The organism is Pandoraea commovens, assembly GCF_024704525.1.
Lineage (GTDB): Bacteria > Pseudomonadota > Gammaproteobacteria > Burkholderiales > Burkholderiaceae > Pandoraea > Pandoraea commovens.
In genome coordinates this window covers 5,444,906-5,461,636 of the sequence record NZ_CP102780.1, presented here as the reverse complement: position 1 = coordinate 5,461,636, position 16,731 = coordinate 5,444,906, and the positions used below count along the sequence as shown (strand labels likewise).

13 protein-coding genes are annotated in these 16,731 nt (G+C 60.8%); 12 read left to right on the top strand and 1 reads right to left on the bottom strand.

From position 1 onward, the window contains the following. Nucleotides 1–10: 10 nt before the first annotated feature. From NTU39_RS24585 to NTU39_RS24570, 4 genes are all read left to right on the top strand, one after another. Nucleotides 11–2,212 (top strand): DUF637 domain-containing protein, encoded by a 2,202-nt coding sequence (locus tag NTU39_RS24585; RefSeq protein ID WP_257958777.1) that lies wholly within the window; start codon nucleotides 11–13, stop codon nucleotides 2,210–2,212. Between the two features lie 23 nt (nucleotides 2,213–2,235). Beyond that, nucleotides 2,236–2,655: a hypothetical protein gene (locus NTU39_RS24580; protein WP_150666219.1), complete on the top strand. Its 420-nt coding sequence runs from the start codon at nucleotides 2,236–2,238 to the stop codon at nucleotides 2,653–2,655. A gap of 275 nt (nucleotides 2,656–2,930) precedes the next feature. Continuing rightward, on the top strand, nucleotides 2,931–5,096 hold the full coding sequence (locus NTU39_RS24575; protein ID WP_373275422.1) for a DUF637 domain-containing protein: 2,166 nt from the start codon (nucleotides 2,931–2,933) through the stop codon (nucleotides 5,094–5,096). A 552-nt stretch (nucleotides 5,097–5,648) separates the two neighbouring features. Continuing rightward, a complete protein-coding gene (locus NTU39_RS24570; RefSeq protein WP_257958775.1) occupies nucleotides 5,649–5,999 on the top strand; it encodes a colicin immunity protein in 351 nt (116 codons plus the stop codon). 309 nt (nucleotides 6,000–6,308) lie between these two features. Here the strand turns inward: NTU39_RS24570 and NTU39_RS24565 are convergent, their stop codons facing one another. Continuing rightward, nucleotides 6,309–7,181 carry a LysR family transcriptional regulator gene (locus NTU39_RS24565; RefSeq protein WP_257958774.1) on the bottom strand — a complete coding sequence of 291 codons (873 nt, stop codon included), beginning with the start codon at nucleotides 7,179–7,181 and terminating at the stop codon, nucleotides 6,309–6,311. A 200-nt stretch (nucleotides 7,182–7,381) separates the two neighbouring features. Here NTU39_RS24565 and NTU39_RS24560 point away from each other — a divergent pair, with 200 nt between their 5' ends. The 8 genes from NTU39_RS24560 (at nucleotide 7,382) to NTU39_RS24525 (ending at nucleotide 16,721) form a co-directional block, all read left to right on the top strand. Then, nucleotides 7,382–8,716: an MFS transporter gene (locus NTU39_RS24560; protein ID WP_150666214.1), complete on the top strand. Its 1,335-nt coding sequence runs from the start codon at nucleotides 7,382–7,384 to the stop codon at nucleotides 8,714–8,716. 155 nt (nucleotides 8,717–8,871) lie between these two features. After that, a complete protein-coding gene (locus tag NTU39_RS24555; protein WP_150666213.1) occupies nucleotides 8,872–10,074 on the top strand; it encodes a M20 aminoacylase family protein in 1,203 nt (400 codons plus the stop codon). A 6-nt stretch (nucleotides 10,075–10,080) separates the two neighbouring features. Next, on the top strand, nucleotides 10,081–11,178 hold the full coding sequence (locus NTU39_RS24550; RefSeq protein ID WP_257958773.1) for a M14 family metallopeptidase: 1,098 nt from the start codon (nucleotides 10,081–10,083) through the stop codon (nucleotides 11,176–11,178). A gap of 57 nt (nucleotides 11,179–11,235) precedes the next feature. Beyond that, on the top strand, nucleotides 11,236–12,078 hold the full coding sequence (locus NTU39_RS24545) for a MurR/RpiR family transcriptional regulator (RefSeq protein WP_246184732.1): 843 nt from the start codon (nucleotides 11,236–11,238) through the stop codon (nucleotides 12,076–12,078). A 225-nt stretch (nucleotides 12,079–12,303) separates the two neighbouring features. Further along, nucleotides 12,304–13,779 carry an MFS transporter gene (locus tag NTU39_RS24540; RefSeq protein ID WP_257958772.1) on the top strand — a complete coding sequence of 492 codons (1,476 nt, stop codon included), beginning with the start codon at nucleotides 12,304–12,306 and terminating at the stop codon, nucleotides 13,777–13,779. Between the two features lie 23 nt (nucleotides 13,780–13,802). After that, nucleotides 13,803–14,480 carry an aspartate/glutamate racemase family protein gene (locus tag NTU39_RS24535; RefSeq protein WP_150666209.1) on the top strand — a complete coding sequence of 226 codons (678 nt, stop codon included), beginning with the start codon at nucleotides 13,803–13,805 and terminating at the stop codon, nucleotides 14,478–14,480. 68 nt (nucleotides 14,481–14,548) lie between these two features. Further along, the gene (locus tag NTU39_RS24530; RefSeq protein ID WP_150666208.1) at nucleotides 14,549–15,907 is read left to right on the top strand and encodes an MFS transporter; all 1,359 of its coding nucleotides are present in this window, start codon (nucleotides 14,549–14,551) and stop codon (nucleotides 15,905–15,907) included. 280 nt (nucleotides 15,908–16,187) lie between these two features. Beyond that, on the top strand, nucleotides 16,188–16,721 hold the full coding sequence (locus NTU39_RS24525) for a DUF4410 domain-containing protein (RefSeq protein WP_150666207.1): 534 nt from the start codon (nucleotides 16,188–16,190) through the stop codon (nucleotides 16,719–16,721). Nucleotides 16,722–16,731: the final 10 nt, after the last annotated feature.

The window sequence follows — 16,731 nt, the reverse complement described above, 5'->3', positions numbered from 1 at the left end:
CGTAGGTGGATTGGGCGCGACGCTCGATCCCGTCTTCCCGCAAGTGCTGATCTCGAACTTGCCTGCGTCGCTGCAACCGAGCACGACGACGTTCTACTTCTCACCGCAACAAGAAGCGATCCAACTCCAGCAAGCCGCCCTGATGCAAACGGGCAAGGCGAGCTTCATCAATGGTTTGTCGACGGATAGCACGTCGCAGTTGAGCGTGAACGATCAGCAGAAGCTGGTGATGTACGGCAACGCGGTCGAGTACGCGAAGACGAACAACATCCAGCTGGGTCAAGCCCTGACGCCTGAGCAGATCGCAGGGTTGTCGCAACCGATGCTGTGGTACGTCGAACAGACGGTGCCGGAACCGGGATGCGCGGCAACAGGCAATGCGAAATGCCCGACGGTGACGGCACTGATGCCGCAGGTGTACCTGCCTGAGAATTTCACAGCGCTGTCCGCAGGCGGGCAGATTCTGGCGAGCAATGACCTGTCGCTGAACTTCGGCAGCACGGCGACGGGTGGCAGCATCCTGAATACGGGCTCGATCACCTCCGGCGGGACGCTGACGGTGAACACCGGGACGCTAACGAACCGCGCGAACGTGGTCGACGTCGGCGAAATCTGGAGCTACATCAAGGACACAGGCTACCTGAAGACCACCGGCACGATGGTGCAGCCGGGCGGCTTCATGAGCGCAGCGGCGGGTGGGTTGACGCTCAACGTCGACCAGTTCAACCAGATCGGTGGCGCACTCCAACTCTTAGACCCGAACGGCCAAGTCGATCAAACCGCAACGCAAGCATTCATCGCGGGTGTAGCGGCACAACTGGGCGACAAATTCGTCCAGCAGACACTGCAAAACGACCTGCACGCGGACTTTGTGAAGCAGGGCGGTAGCTTCGGGATTCAGCAGGTTGGGATGATCATGGCGGCGGCCATGACAGGCGCAGCGCTCGGCCCGCTGTTCTCGGGAATGATCGCAGCGCAACTCGGCACGACGGCCGCGACATTCGTAGCGGGCGGGTTGGGCAACGTGGTGGCGAGCGCCGCACTCACCGCCATGGCGAGTTCGACCCTCACGCAAGTGATGTTCACAGGCTCGTTGGACTTCGGCTCGGTACTGAAGACGGGGTTGTCGGCGGCGGTTACGGCCGGGTTGCTGAACGGGATTACGTATTCGAGCGCCGATGGCTTGGGGTTCTCGACGACAGCGTCCCCCAATAGCCTGGCAAGTCTTGCGGGCGTGAAGCCGACTTTCGTAGATGGCGCGGTAAGTCAGGCAGGAGCAACGACCGCGGGCCAGTGGTTCACGCAAGGCGTAGCGATCCTCGGGCAGTCCGTGATTCAGGCCGGGGTGCAATCGACGATTCAAGGTGGGAGTTTCCTTGAGGCGCTAAAGGTTAGCGGCGTTAGTAATCTGAGTGCCGCGCTGGCTTATCAGATTGGCGAACTAGGCACATCTAATCTAGGCAGTGTGGGGTACGTAGCCGCACACGCTGTGCTTGGTTGCGCGAGTGCGGCAGCGCTGGGCTCCGATTGTAGCGGTGGCGCTATTGGCGCAGCATTTTCTGCAATGTTCGCAAACGAAATCGCCAAATCGGTGACCGGTGGCCAAGGTGTAACGGATCCCGCCCAGCTAGCTATCATCTCAGCTGGTACCCAGTTGCTGAGCGGTGTGATTGCCGGGTTGGTGGGAGCAGACGCGAATGCAGCCGCGTTAGCTGCGCAGAACGAGACGATAAACAACGCGTGTGGAAGCAAGCACGGATGCGGTCAGATTGGTGCTGCGGCTGGCGCCGCCGTCGGTGGTGGTGCGGCGGCGGCAGGCTCTGTCGTCATTGACGCCGCCACCGGCGGAATCAATATCATCGCGACTCCGGCGGAAGTTGCCGCTGGGGCTGCATTGGGCGGTATGCTTGGTGGTGCCCTCGGAGCAGCGATTGATCGACTCGACGCAATGCTGAGTTCATCCGGCGAGGGAAAGTCGGAAACGAAGACTCCAAACGTTGGAGAGCCCGGGTCGTGGCACACCAATCCCGGAAGTGGGCAGCAGAGGCAATATGGTAATGATGGATTCCCTATTACCGACATTGATACAGATCACGACCATGGGCAAGGAAATCCGCACTCGCACAATTGGGAGCCGAATCCGAATGGTGGGTTTCCCTCTCGTGGTCCTGGCGTTCCTGTCTCAAACTGGCCACCAATCGTTGTCCCTTAACATTAATGGTAGCGGAGGACGGAATGGTCCAAGAGTTCGCGTCAGAAGATGCTTCGAAATTTCATGACTCTGAAATATCGTCGATTGAAATCATGAAGTCAGAAAGTGAGATGAGAGTCGGTTTATTGATGCCATCTGGAATTCACGCATATTTAGCAATAAAGAAAATTAGATTTGTGAGAATTACTGATTTTGTTATGCAAAATGTGATTTCTGAGATTCGTATTTCGAAATATGAGAATTTTTCAGAAGAGGAATTGAAAAGACTCGTGAATTGGTCGAACTCATTCTCTGACGTGGAGATTGAGTTGACGCCCGATTCTATGAGGAAATTCATGGAGGATATTAGTAATGGTAGATTGCAAGTCCTGGCCATAGAGCCGTCACGAGGGGCAGAGGCTGTAATCATTGCAGAGAAGATTTTCGTCAGTTGGGGCGAATGAATTAGTGGGAGTAAGGCCAAGTCGATCAATCCTTTTAAGGATCGTTATCAAATAACAAAGAAAGCTACTGTGAGGCGTACGTCGATCAGCAGTCGGGCAATTCGTCGATCATCGGTGCGGGGAACAATCTGACGATCAACGCCGGGTCGCTGACGAACGTCGGCAGTCTGATCACTGCGGGGCTTAACGCGACGATCAACGTCAGTGGCCCGGTGGTCAACAGCGCACAGACGCTCAATGCCTACTGGCACTCGCACTGGGTGCAAGAGACGGGCATGTTCGAGTCGGACAAGCGTCATGACGTGTGGAGCTGCGGGAGCGCTGCGGAATGTACGTCGCTGTATGGCGATGCTTACACAAGCGTAGGCGGTGTGATCAACCCGCCGACGCCGGTGGGCAACATCGCCGCAACGATTCAAGCGCCGAACCTGACGGTGACGTCGGGCGGTCAGATCGTCAACGTCGGTAACGTGGTGGGGCAGTCGGTGTCGCTGACCGGTACGAGCTTGGTCAACGGCATCACGACGGCGAACACGTACACGCCGCAAGTTGGCAACGCACCGCAAGTGATCAGCTTGGCACCTGCAAACGGCGGCCTGAATCTGACGATCCCTGCGAGCTTAGGCGGCGCGGGTTCGTCAATCCTGACGGGAGCCACCGGCCAGCAGAACGGCCCGAGCTATGTCGTCGGTGGATTGGGTGCGACGCTCGATCCCGTCTCCCCGCAAGTACTGATCTCGAACTTGCCTGCGTCGCTGCAACCGAGCACGACGACGTTCTACTTCTCACCGCAACAAGAAGCGATCCAACTTCAGCAAGCCGCCCTGATGCAAACGGGCAAGGCGAGCTTCATCAATGGGTTGTCGACGGATAGCACGTCGCAGTTGAGCGTGAACGACCAGCAGAAGCTGGTGATGTACGGCAACGCGGTTGAGTACGCGAAGACGAACAACATTCAGTTGGGTCAGGCACTGACACCTGAGCAGATCGCAGGGTTGTCGCAACCGATGCTGTGGTACGTCGAGCAAACGGTGCCTGAACCGGGATGCGCGGCAACAGGCAATGCGAAATGCCCGACAGTCACGGCACTGATGCCGCAGGTGTACCTGCCGGAGAACTTTACGGCACTGTCCGCAGGCGGGCAGATTCTGGCGAGCAATGACCTGTCGCTGAACTTCGGTAGCACGGCGACGGGCGGCAGCATCCTGAATACGGGTTCGATCACCTCAGGCGGGACGCTGACGGTGAACACCGGCGCGCTGACGAACCGCGCGAACGTGGTCGACGTCGGCGAAATCTGGAGCTACATCAAAGACGCGGGTTACCTGAAGACCACCGGCACGATGGTGCAGCCGGGCGGCTTCATGAGCGCAGCAGCGGGCGGGTTGACGCTCAACGTCGACCAGTTCAACCAGATTGGCGGCGCACTCCAACTCTTAGACCCGAACGGCCAAGTCGACCAAGCAGCGACGCAAGCATTCATCGCGGGTGTAGCGGCACAACTGGGCGACAACTTCGTCCAGCAGACGCTGCAAAACGACCTGCACACGGATTTTGTGAAGCAGGGCGGGAATTTCGGGATTCAGCAGGTCGGGATGATCATGGCGGCAGCCATGACGGGCGCGGCCCTCGGCCCGCTGTTCTCGGGAATGATCGCCGCACAACTCGGCACGACGGCCGCGACATTCGTAGCGGGCGGGTTGGGCAACGTGATGGCGAGCGCAGCGCTCACCGCGATGGCGAGTTCGACCCTCACGCAAGTGATGTTCACCGGCTCGTTGGACTTCGGTTCGGTACTTAAGACGGGCCTGTCGGCGGCGATTACGGCCGGGTTGTTGGACGGCATAACGTACAGCGCGAAGGATGGCTTCGATTTCGCCTCGAAGGTTTCGGACAACAGCCTGAGCAGGCTCGCTGGCGTGAAGCCGACTTTCGTAGACGGCGCAGTAAGTCAGGCTGGTGCAACGACCGCTGGTCAGTGGTTCACGCAAGGCGTAGCGATTCTCGGACAATCTGTGATTCAGGCCGGGGTGCAATCAACGATTCAGGGCGGGAGCTTCCTCGATGCGTTGAAGGTTAGTGGTGTTAGCAATCTGAGTGCGGCGTTGGCGTATCAGATCGGGTCCCTTGGTGCCGAAACGCTTGGTCAGACGGGGTACGTTGGGGCGCATGCGGTGCTGGGATGCGCTGCGGGTGCAGCCGTCGGATCTGGATGTGCGGGGGGAGCGATCGGTGCCGGGGTATCGGCATTAGTAGCGGACGATATAGCGAGGGCGGTGACCAATGGTAAGGGTGTCTCTAGCTCGCGATCAAGCATTGACAAGTGCTTGTGCCGACGCCAGCTCGGCAGCGTGCATGCTCGCAGTGGCAGACGCCAAAGCAAATGGCAACATCGTTGTCCGTGCTTCGAATGGGCAGATGTTTGCTGTAGATCCTGCTGACTCTCAAATTCTGTCGGGAGACCCGAATCTCAAGGCGATGCTGTTGGAAGCGCAGAAGGGGAGTGCTTTCGGTGCGATTCTCTCGGCACTAATTATTGCGTCAGGTGGTTCCACGGAGACTGCCTTGGAGGGGGCGCAACTGGGGCAGGCTGTGGAGGGCGTCGGGGCGGGTGCAACGTCGTTTGGTACGCCGAGGACTGCATTACCTGTGGAGGTTAAGCCCGGAAATGCAACAAACAAAGGACCGTTGACAATCGCCGAACAAATGGGGATCTTGAGTTCACACGTAAGAAAACGATCAACTTCACTATCCCGGAGAAATACTAGGAGCGCGGAGCTTCCCTAGTTGGGGGTATTTCAAGGACCCGGTGAAGGTAGGTGATTCTTTCGAGGTGCTTGAACTCGACAGATTGGTCGGTTACAGAAAGGTGGTGCGGATACTATGAGTGCAACTCCGACTGTAGGATCGGCGTGCACCGGGAATCGCTGGCTCTAAGGCATCGTGGGCAGATTGGGCGCAGCGCTCGATCCCGCCTATTGAGACGTGCATCTATGAAAAGAAGTGAAATCGATTCTCTTCGACGCTACGAGTCCGCAGACGATTTCTTTGGGCTGAGCGGGAGCGTCGTGATGAAGCTAACCGTAACTGCCGCGAATGCAGTCTGTGAGCAGGCCGCGAGACGAGGGCTTGTTATCTATCGCGTTGAAGGGGGAATCTGGCATCCCACTGGGTTCGAGGCAAGAGTCGACTGCATTTGGGATGGCGAATTTCCACCGATCGACTATCACAAGGCAGAGGCCAACAATCTCCGGGCAGCCACCTTCATTTCTTCCGAGAGAGAGGTTCACGACGTCTTTGTGCTAAGTGCGAAAGCGTTCGGTGAAGAGATGACGGTGCGCTGAACGGCAATTTCAAATTCTCTTCGCAGGCGGACCGGAAATTACCAACTCTCGGGGCATCGTTGATCGTGGCAAAGTTCGACTACAACGACATCGTCAGGGCGATAGCTTCTGCCGACCACTCGTTTCGACCGGGACATCGGGCATGGATCGTCAGCATATTCGAGAACGACTCCAGCCCTTGGCTGAACCGATTTCCCGCTGGGGTTGTGTACACCATCGAGTATGAAGACGGATCGTCAGTCGAGATCCACGAGAAGCTACTCGAGCTAGATACTTCAGACGGGTGACTGCAATCTTGCGCTATCCCCCTCACCCCTGCGCCATCACCTGCTGCGCAATCGCCGCCGTAATCCCAGCCTTATCGTGCCGCGTCCGCTCTAACAGCCCGATACTCCGTTGCTCCGTCACGCCGGGAAGAGGAATCACACGCAACGCATCTTCATGCGCCCAGCTTGCGCTCCTCAACATCGGCACCACCGCAACGCCGACCCGTTGCCGCACCAGCGCCACGATCCCTTCAATGGACGACAGCTCCAGAAAGTCGCTGACCTTCACGTGCTGACGTCTTACCGCGCGATCAATCAACGCCCCAGTCCGCTGCGTCCGATCAAACCGCAGAAACCGTTCCGTCTCCAGCAGCTTCGCCACTGACGTGAACTTCAACGCCGACGACGCCAGCAGCACCAACGGCTCTCGATACAACGGCGTCCACCGCACCCCCGCCGGACGTCTTCCCGACGGTTCCACCAGCACCGCACAATCGATCTCCCCGGCGTCGAGCTTCGCGGTCAACTCAATCGACCGTGCCGTCTGAATCGATATCTCCAGATGCGGCTGCGCGTGCTTGATCTGCGACACCGCACGCGCCAGCGCACTCACCGCCGACTCCACCGCCCCGATCGTCACCGGTCCGGCGGTCGATTCGATGCCTGCGGCCAGCGTACGCATCGTCTGATACTGCGCCAGCAGTTGCTCCGCGTGCGGCAGCAGCAACCGTCCCATCGCATTGAGGGCGACGGAGCGTCCCACGCGGTCGAACAGCGGATGGTCGAATTCCTCCTCCAGCGCGCGCATTTGCATGCTGACCGCCGATTGGGTCATGGCGAGATGTTCGGCTGCCGAAGCGAACGAGCCGTATCTCGCGACCGCCGCAAAAGTCCGCATAAATCGCAGGTTGCTCATGGATGACTCACGCTAAATATATGAATATTCTAAAGAAAGCCCCAGGTGGGCTCATCGAAAACAACCATTAATTCATCAAAAAACTTGCGATGACGAATCACAAATTCTAGCTTTTATTGGTTTTTTGGCACAAGCAGAATGGGGCGAAGCGAGTGCGGTCGGCTTGCCACGAACACACTTCATAGAAGAGGAGTATCCCCATGGAAGTTTCGGTCGGGCGCGACGGCGCCTCGAACACCGCTAATACGGCGCAAACCGAGCGATCGAGCAAACGTATCGACGTCAAGGTCATTGCGGTGTCCACCGTCGGCAATGCGCTCGAATGGTTCGACTTCACCGTCTTTACCTTCTTCGCCGCGAACATCGCGCGTCAGTTCTTCCCCAGCGATAACCCCACCGCCGCACTGCTCGCAGCATGGACGACGTTCGGCGTCGGCTTTCTGACGCGTCCGCTCGGTGGCATCGTGCTCGGCGCTTACGCCGACAAACACGGACGAAAAGCCGCACTGCTCCTGACGATCACCGTCATGGCACTCGGCGTCGCCGTCATCGCCTTCGCGCCGACTTACGCGCAAATCGGCATGGCCGCTCCGATACTCATGCTCGTTGGCCGCTTCCTTCAGGGCTTCTCCGCAGGCGGCGAAGTGGGGAGTGCTACGGCATTCCTCGTCGAGCACGCACCGGTCGAGCGTCGTGGCGTGTACGGCAGCTTCCAGATGATCGCGCAGGCATGCAGCATGCTGCTCGGCGCCATCGTGTCCGTCGGCATCACGCAAACCCTCACGCCGGAACAGATCGACGCGTTCGGCTGGCGCATTCCGTTCGTGATCGGTCTGCTCATCGTGCCGGTCGGTCTCTACGTGCGCTCGCGTCTGGACGAATCGCCGGTCTTCAAGGACGCCCGCAAGCAAGACGCTGAAAAGCGCTCGCCGTTCATCGAATCGGTCACGCAGCACTGGCGTCAGGTGTTGGCGGGCTTCGGCCTTACGGTGTACGGCACCATCGGCACGTACATCTTCTACTACTACATGCCGAGCTACGCGACGAAGTCGCTGGGCATCCCCTTCAAGAGCAGCGTGATCGCGTCGTTGTGCGCAGCCGTCGCCTACATCGTGGGGACGTTTGCCTCGGGCCGCATCTCGGACGCCATCGGCCGCAAGAAGCCGATGACGGCCTCCGCACTCATCAGCCTGATCATCGCGTACCCGCTGTTCCTCGCTGTCAGCCACGTGCCGACGCTGCCGATGCTGATCTTCGTGCAATGCTGCCTGATGCTCTCGCTCGGGCTGTTCCAGGGATCGTATTGCGCCTTCGTGTGCGAACTGTTCCCGTCGCGCGTGCGCGCCACGTCGATGGCCATCGGCTACAACTTCGCAGTGATGATCTTCGGCGGTTTCGCCGGTGCCATCGCAACGCTGCTCATCGGCTGGACGGGCGACAAGCTCGCCGTCGTCTACTACGGCCTGTTCGGCGCAGCCGTGGGCCTCGTCACGATCCTGATGCTCAAGGACCGCTCGCGGCAACCTCTGCTCTAAGACACCAACAATCACGGTCTCCGGCGGCCATTTCAATGGCTCGCCGGTGCACCACTGCACTGCCTCCCCAAACCTGCCCCTGTCCAATGCGCGCGACCTGCTGACATCGTCGGCGAGCGTCGCGCCTTTCGGGGCACTCTCAAGAGACGACTCTCATGTCCATCATTCCGGAAATCGCCGAACGCTCGGCCGAACTGCAAGCTATCCGACGCGACATCCACGCCCATCCCGAACTGCGCTACGAAGAGGCGCGCACGTCGGACATCGTGGCGAAGCTGCTCGAATCGTGGGGTATCGAAGTCACGCGCGGGCTGGGTAAGACGGGCGTCGTCGGCGTGCTGCATAACAGTACCGGCAAGGGCACGGGCAAGAAGGTCATCGGTCTGCGCGCGGACATGGACGCGCTGCCGATTCAGGAACTCAACACGTTCGAACACGCGTCGCAGTACGCGGGCAAGATGCACGCCTGCGGTCACGACGGCCACACCGCCATGCTGCTCGGCGCTGCGCAGCATCTGGCCGCACATCGCAATTTCGACGGCACCATCGTCTTCATCTTCCAACCGGCGGAAGAGGGCGGTGGTGGCGCGAAGGCGATGCTCGAAGACGGTCTGTTCGAGAAGTTTCCAGTCGACGCAGTGTTCGCGCTGCACAACTGGCCGGGACTCGCGGCTGGCAGCTTTGGCGCGCGCGTAGGCGCGACGCAGGCGTCGAGTAATGAATTTCGCATCGTCGTCAAAGGGACGGGCGCACACGCCGCCATGCCGCACGACGGCATCGATCCCGTCCTCACTGCGATGCAGATCGGCACCGGCCTGCAAAGCATCATGACGCGCAACAAACGCCCCATCGACGCCGCCGTGCTCTCCATCACGCAGATGCAGGCGGGCGAGGCGATCAACGTCATTCCGAACACCGCGACGCTCGCAGGCACGGTGCGCACCTTCTCGCTCGAAGTCCTCGATCTGGTCGAGAAGCGCATGCGCGAGTTCTGCGAATCGACGGCTGCGGCGTACGGTTGCTCGGTAGAGTTCTCGTTCATCCGCAATTACCCGCCGACGGTCAACACCGCTGCCGAGACGCAGTTCGCGCTTAACGTCATGAAGGAGATTGTGGGACGTGATCACGTCGTCGATCCCATCGATCCGACGATGGGGGCGGAAGACTTCTCATTCTTCCTGCTGGAGCGTCCCGGTTGCTACGCCTACATCGGCAACGGCACCGGCGACCATCGTGCGCATGGTCACGGTCTCGGCCCGTGCATGCTGCACAACACGAGCTACGACTTCAACGACGATGTCCTCACGCTCGGCTCGACCTATTGGGTGCGCCTGACCGAAGCCTTCCTGGCGGAGTGAGACGCGATGACCACGAGTCCGTTCTCCAGCAGCTATCTTCAGGCGCGCGAGCGATTCACGGCAGCGGCCCGGCAGGCCGGTGTCGAGGTGACCAGCCATGTCATTCCCGACATCGTCGGCCGTGAGGGTGAGACGCTTGCGACGGACGTCGTGCGTCTCGGTTCACTCGATGCGCGACGCTTGCTCATCCTCACCTCCGGCACGCACGGCGTCGAGGGGTTCTGCGGCAGCGCCGCGCAGATCGCGCTGCTGGGCGACGAAGGACTGAAGTCGCGCCTCGCGGCGGCGGACGTCGCCATTCTCGTCGTGCACGCGATCAACCCATATGGCTTTTCGTGGCTGTCTCGCACCAACGAGGACAACGTCGATCTGAACCGCAACAGCATCGATTTCACGCAGACGCTGCCCGTCAACGCGGCTTACGCCGATCTGCATGATTTGCTCGTGCCGCCCGAGTGGCCGCCGTCCGACGACAACGTGCGCGCCATCGCCGACTACATCGCGAAGCACGGCGAAGCGGCATATCAGCGCGCGCTGACGATTGGACAGTACGCCTTCGCCGACGGGCTGTTCTACGGGGGACGCGAACCCGTGTGGAGTACGCGCCTGATGCGCACGCTGATCGAGACGCACGGGCAGCGTTGTGAAGCCATCGGCTGGATCGATTTCCACACCGGTCTCGGTCCGCCGGGGCATGGCGAGAAAATCTGCGTGGGCGGTCTCGACGCAGCAGAGTTAGCACGCGCCCGCGCGTGGTGGGGCGCCGATCTGGCCAGCCCCATCGACGGCACGACTGTGGCGTCGAACGTCGGTGGCCCGTTGCTCGATACGCTGCGCAACACGGCGAAGCACGCGCAGGTGACCGCCATCGCCATCGAATACGGCACCGTGCCGCTCATCGACATGCTGCACATGCTGCGGGCGGACTCATGGCTGAGACGTCATCCTGACGCGACAGATGAGCAGGCGTCGGCTATTCGTGCTTCGGTGCAGGCGGCATTTTGCTTCGACGACGGCGTATGGCAGGGCCAGATTCTCGGGCAGGCGCGCGTGGCCATCTTGCAGGCGGTGACGGGGTTGAGTCGTCAGGGCGCTACCGGTTAGGGCAAAATCGGGCGACAATAGCCCGCCCTAACCGCACAAACGCTCATGGCATCTCACGTGAAGAAGTCTTTCGTCGGCCGGATTCGCGATCAGCTCGACCAGCTCTCGCCGTCAGAGCGGCGTCTGGCCGAATTCGCGCTCGATCTGCCGGGCGATCTGGCGGGGTATTCGGCGTCCGAGCTGGCCACGCTGGCTCAGGTCTCGAATGCCACCGTCACGCGCTTCGTGCGACGTCTGGGCTACGAGTCGTTCGACGACGCACGCAAACACGTCCGCTCCGAGCAACGCGCTGGCTCTCCTCTGGTGATGGCTGCGACCGCGCACGCGACCGAAGCTGTGGCCGACGATGTCGTCGGCGCGCATCGTCAGCAAAGCCTCGCCAACATCGACGCGACCTATCGCCGTCTCTCGTCCACCGAAATCGAACAGATCGCCGCCGCGATTCTCTCGGCGCGCAAAGTCTGGGTTGTGGGCTTTCGCTCCAGCCTGCCGCTCGCGATGTATTTCCGCTGGCAGTTGCTGCAAACCGTCCCCAGCGCACAAGTCATCCCCGGTGCGGGCGAAACGCTCGGTGAACATCTCGCAGGCATCGGTGCAGACGACATCGTGATCGTGTTCGCGCTGCGCCGTCGCGTTCGTCAGATGCCGACGATCGTCGCGCAACTCGCGAAAGCTTGTCCGAATCTCGTCTACATCACCGAGCGCAATGGCGTGACGAAGACGCCCGCGAAGTGGTCGTTGCAGTGCGACGTGCAAGGCCCCGGCGTGCTCGATAACCACACGGCGGTGATCGGTCTGTGCCACCTGATCGTCACGCAGGTTATGACGCTTGCGGGCAATCCGGGACGTCGTCACCTCGGCCTCGTGGAAGCGTTCCACGACGCACTCGACGAAATTTGACCCACCGCCGTCGTCCGACGGCGCTCTGCCTCAAACCTCCCCATCATTGGCATCTCCTGCCAAGGCGGTCGCTCGTTCGCGTCGTCCGCATCGTCAGGCTAAACCCTGATATGAAAAATAATTTTCAAAAACAAATAATCTGAAAAAATATTATCCAAACAGGTTCATCAGAGGGCGAGGCAATTCGGTCGCAAAGGCGCCAATCCAGGCGCAGGGAGTTTTACGATGGGCGCAGAAGTGGTCGTATCGTCGTCGGAACCCAGGTTGCAGCAGCTCGAACGGGCGCTCGACGACATTGGCGTGACGCCGTCACACAAGAAGATCCTCGCACTGATTCTGTTCGGGGTTCTGTTCGACGTCTTCGAGCAGAACGCCGTCGGCCTCGTGGGGCCGTTGTTGCGCGAGTACTGGGGCATCTCTGCCGCCCAGATCGGCTTTCTCAACACGTTAACGTTCGGTGCAGCCGCCATCGGCCGACTTGGTTCGGGCTACATCGCCGACCGCTTCGGGCGTCGCACGATGCTGAGCATCAATCTGATGCTGTTCACGCTCGGCGCACTGATCTGCGCTTTGGCGACGAACTACACGATGCTCGCCGCCGGACGCTTCATCGTCGGCTTCGGTCTCGGCGGCGAAATCTCGATTGCCGTCACCATGCTCGCGGAGTTCTGCTCGTCGCGTTTCCGTGGCGTGGCGGTGGGCGCGATCAACGTCGCGGGCGGTGGGCTGGGCAACATGCTCGCACCGGCGTTCGGGTTGGCGGTCTTCGCCTTCTTCCCCGGGCCGGATAGCTGGCGCTGGTTGTTCGGCTGCCTCGTGCTTCCGGCCTTTTTCGTGCTGCTCTATCGACGCTTTATTCCGGAGACGCCGCGCTTTCTGCTCTCCAAAGGCCGCGTGGAAGAGGCTAACCGGGTCCTCAACATTCTCGCGTCGGGCAAGCTGGGTAAGTCCGCCGCTGGCGGCACGAAGCCTTACCTAAGCGAAGCGTCGAACGGCGCGCACCGTGCGGAAAAGGTGCGTCTGAGCGAAGTGTTCGTCGGACCGCTGGCGCGTCGCACGGTGGCCGTCGGTGTCGCGGTGTGCATGACCTATGGCGCGCAGATTTCAGTGCTCACGCTGATGCCGACGATTCTGATGGCGCAGGGCTACACGCTGAGCAAGAGCTTCGTGTTCACCATCGTGATGCAGTCGGGCAGCCTGCTCGGCGCGATCACGGCGTCGTACTTCGGCTTCCGCTTCCCGCGCAAACGCGTGCTGACGCTCGGCGCTATCGCCGCATGTGTGATCGGTCTGTGCTTCGGGTTTTTGTCGAAGTCGCAGCCCCTGATTCTCGCGTTCGGTGCGGCTTTCCAGTTCTGCGTGCTGCTGCTCAATACGTCCATATGGATCTACGCGCCGGAACTCTATCCCACGCGAGTGCGGGCGTTCGGCACGGCGTTCATTCTGGCGCTGGGCACGTTGGCCGGTGCGGCGATGCCGCTGGTGGCTGGCCGCGTATTCGACCAGTACGGCATCGGCGGCATGTTCGGGATGATGGCCGCGATGTACGCCGTGTTCGCCATCGCACTGACCTTTGCGCCGGAGACGTTCGGCAAGCCCATCGACGGCCCCGACGCGCCGGGCGACGACGATCCGCAGGCGGCTGCCAGGACGTCTTCCGACGCGCCAGCCTCCCCCGCATCCGCTTCGCATGCTTCTTGAATTCCTGATTCGCCGAGATTTCCATGACTCACATCCTGCTCATTAACCCCAACACGTCGACGGCGACGACGCAAATGATGGTCGACATCGCCCGCACGTATTTCGCCAGCGTGATGACGTCGCCGCCGACGGTGGTTGGCGCGACGGTCGCGCGCGGCGCGCCAATGATCGTCGACGAGCAGGACCTCGCGGTGGCCGCCGACGCCGTGAACGATCCGCAAATCGTTGCGCTTGCGGAGCAGGCGGACGGTGTGATCGTCGGCGCGTTCGGCGACCCGGGGATCGAAGCGCTGCGGGCGCGTCTGGACGTGCCGGTGGTCGGGATCGGCTCGGCATCGGTGCGAGAGGCAGGCGAGGGCGGCCGTCGTTTCGGCATCGCCACGACGACACCGCAACTGGCCGACTCGATTGCGTCGAACGTCCGGAAGCTGGGCCTGGGCGCGAGCTTCACGGGGGCGCGGTTCACGACGGGCGATCCGCTTGCGCTCGGCGACGAGCCGTCGCAACTGGAAAGCAGCCTTGCCGGTGCCGTCGACGCGTGCATTCGGCTCGACGGGGCGCAAGCTGTCGTGATCGGTGGCGGCCCGCTGGGTGAGGCGGCGCAGGCGCTCGGCGAGCGCTTCTCAGTACCGGTGATCGGGCCGGTGCCGGCGGCCTGCAGCGCGCTGCTTCAGGCAATGGGACTGGACGAAGCCGCGTAATCCATTCCGTCTAAAGTCGTCGTTGGTCCCAACATCAATGGTGAATACAGAACAATGCAGGAGTCGATATGAACCAACAGCCAACGTCGCGAGCGAGCGACGGCACACACGCGTTCGCCAATCCGCAGGATCACATGCTCGACCCCATCTATCGCAAGATCATGTGGCGGATCATTCCGTTCATATTTGTGCTGTGGATGCTTGCGTGGATCGACCGGGTGAACGTCGGCTTCGCGAAGTTGCAGATGCAGCAGGATCTCGGCTTCAGCGAGACGGTGTACGGCATCGGCGCGGGTATCTTCTTCCTTGGGTACTTCTTCCTGGAAATCCCGAGCAACTGGCTGCTGTTGCGCATCGGCGCGCGTCGCACGCTCGCACGCATCACATTGGGCTGGGGGACGATCTGCGTGCTCATGATGTTCACGCACTCGCCCGCGTACTTCTACGTCATGCGCTTTCTGCTCGGCGCGTTCGAGGCGGGTTTCCAGCCGGGCGTGCTGCTGTATCTGACGTTCTGGTTCCCGGCGCACCGACGCGCGAAGGCGTTTGCGTGGTTCATCTCGGCGTCGGCTGTGTCGTCGGTGGTGGGCGCACCGCTCGCGGGGGTCATTCTGAACGGTATGCACGGCGTGAACGGCTGGGCCGGGTGGCAATGGCTGTTCCTGCTCGAAGGTGTGCCGACGGTCCTCGCGGGCGCGCTGGCTGTGTGGTTCCTCGTCGACAAGCCGGAGCAGGCCAGTTGGTTGTCGGAGCATGAGAAGCGCCTGCTGCAATCCGATCTGGACAACGACCGTAAGGGCGCGGGGCAGCGCGAGCATAGCTTCATGCTTGCCGTGCGCAGCCCGAAGCTGTGGCTGCTTACAGGCATCTACTTCGGTATCGTGGCAGCGAACGCAACGCTCTCATTCTTCGCACCGACCATCGTGCGCGCGTTGGGTCCGACGAATCCGTTACATATCGGGTTGCTCGTCGGTGTGATGTACGTCTTCGGCGCAATCTTCCAGATCGCCATCGGCTACAGCGCGGACAAACGTCGCGAGGCGCGCATGCATTGTGCGATTCCGGTTTTCATCGGGGCGTGTGGACTAGCGGGCGTCGGCGTGTTTGCGGGAAGCAATGGCGTGGCGGCGTTCCTGTGTCTGGTCATTGCCGTGTCCGGCACGATGGGCGCGATTCCGGTGTTCTGGCAGTTGCCGAATGCCTATCTCGCGGGCGGTGCTGCCGCGATGGGCGTGGCGTTCATCAACTCCGTGGCAAACCTTGCGGGGTTCGGCTCACCTTATCTGCTGGGCATCGTGAAAGATGCGACGGGCAGCTTCAACGGCGGCCTCTGGATCGTAGCGGCACTCGAAGCGTTCGTCGCCATCCTGATCTGGTGGCGGATGAAACGGCGCGAGCGGGTGCCGGGGGTGCCTGCGGTGGCGTGAGGATTTCCCGAAAAACGTTAAGGGCTACGTAATTTCACGTAGCCCTTTGTTTTTCTATGGCGTCGTTGGCCGAGCGGAGAGGTCGCAGATAGAAAGCGCAAGAACGAAAATTCCGTCGCTACCCTAAAGAAATCAGTGTCTGCATCCGTAATGCTCTGTTCCGACCGGTTCTCGCCGGTTGGGAATCCGAGGCGCTCTTAGAAATAGAAAGCGGATCAAATTGAGGAGCCGCACCGTCCCGGATCATTTATCAGATGTTCACATAACTGGGGTTAATGGAATGAACGTACGTAAAGTCCTTCATGCAGGTGTTGCAATTCTGGCGCTCGCGCTGACGGGGTGTGCTTCGACGTCGTCGACGCTGGATACTTCGCGCTCCGTCGATCCGGCTTTGGCCACAACGCTCAAGCAGGGCATCGCACTGCCGACCATCGAATCGAACGGCCATGAACTGAGCCCCGAAGTGAAGACGGGCATTCTCGATGCGTTCAAATTGCAGGCCGAGAAGAACGGCATGGCGGTTTCGGCCAGTGGCGTGCCGGTGAAGATTACTGTCGAGGAATTTAACGCACGTTCGGCCGCCGCCCGTCTGGTGCTCGGCTTTATGTCGGGCAGCGACCACATCAAGGCCCGCGTGGACGTGTCGGGGAAGACGTACTCCGTTGAAGACACGGCTCGTTCGTCGATTAACGGCATTGGTCTGGTTGCCGAAAACGTGGGTTCCGAAGCCGCCAACGGCGTGGCCACACTCGCCGGTGTTCAGGTGAACACGATTCAACGTGTCCAGCCGCCGGTCGGCATGACCACGCGCTAATCGGCGTAGC

What these genes read in the sequence shown, in the direction of transcription:
- NTU39_RS24580 (WP_150666219.1), top strand. Translation starts at nt 2,236, where the DNA reads ATGGTCCAAGAGTTCGCGTCAGAAGATGCTTCGAAATTTCATGACTCT.
- NTU39_RS24575 (WP_373275422.1), top strand. Translation starts at nt 2,931, where the DNA reads ATGTTCGAGTCGGACAAGCGTCATGACGTGTGGAGCTGCGGGAGCGCT.
- NTU39_RS24570 (WP_257958775.1), top strand. Translation starts at nt 5,649, where the DNA reads ATGAAAAGAAGTGAAATCGATTCTCTTCGACGCTACGAGTCCGCAGAC.
- NTU39_RS24565 (WP_257958774.1), bottom strand. Translation starts at nt 7,181, where the DNA reads ATGAGCAACCTGCGATTTATGCGGACTTTTGCGGCGGTCGCGAGATAC.
- NTU39_RS24560 (WP_150666214.1), top strand. Translation starts at nt 7,382, where the DNA reads ATGGAAGTTTCGGTCGGGCGCGACGGCGCCTCGAACACCGCTAATACG.
- NTU39_RS24555 (WP_150666213.1), top strand. Translation starts at nt 8,872, where the DNA reads ATGTCCATCATTCCGGAAATCGCCGAACGCTCGGCCGAACTGCAAGCT.
- NTU39_RS24550 (WP_257958773.1), top strand. Translation starts at nt 10,081, where the DNA reads ATGACCACGAGTCCGTTCTCCAGCAGCTATCTTCAGGCGCGCGAGCGA.
- NTU39_RS24540 (WP_257958772.1), top strand. Translation starts at nt 12,304, where the DNA reads ATGGGCGCAGAAGTGGTCGTATCGTCGTCGGAACCCAGGTTGCAGCAG.
- NTU39_RS24535 (WP_150666209.1), top strand. Translation starts at nt 13,803, where the DNA reads ATGACTCACATCCTGCTCATTAACCCCAACACGTCGACGGCGACGACG.
- NTU39_RS24530 (WP_150666208.1), top strand. Translation starts at nt 14,549, where the DNA reads ATGAACCAACAGCCAACGTCGCGAGCGAGCGACGGCACACACGCGTTC.
- NTU39_RS24525 (WP_150666207.1), top strand. Translation starts at nt 16,188, where the DNA reads ATGAACGTACGTAAAGTCCTTCATGCAGGTGTTGCAATTCTGGCGCTC.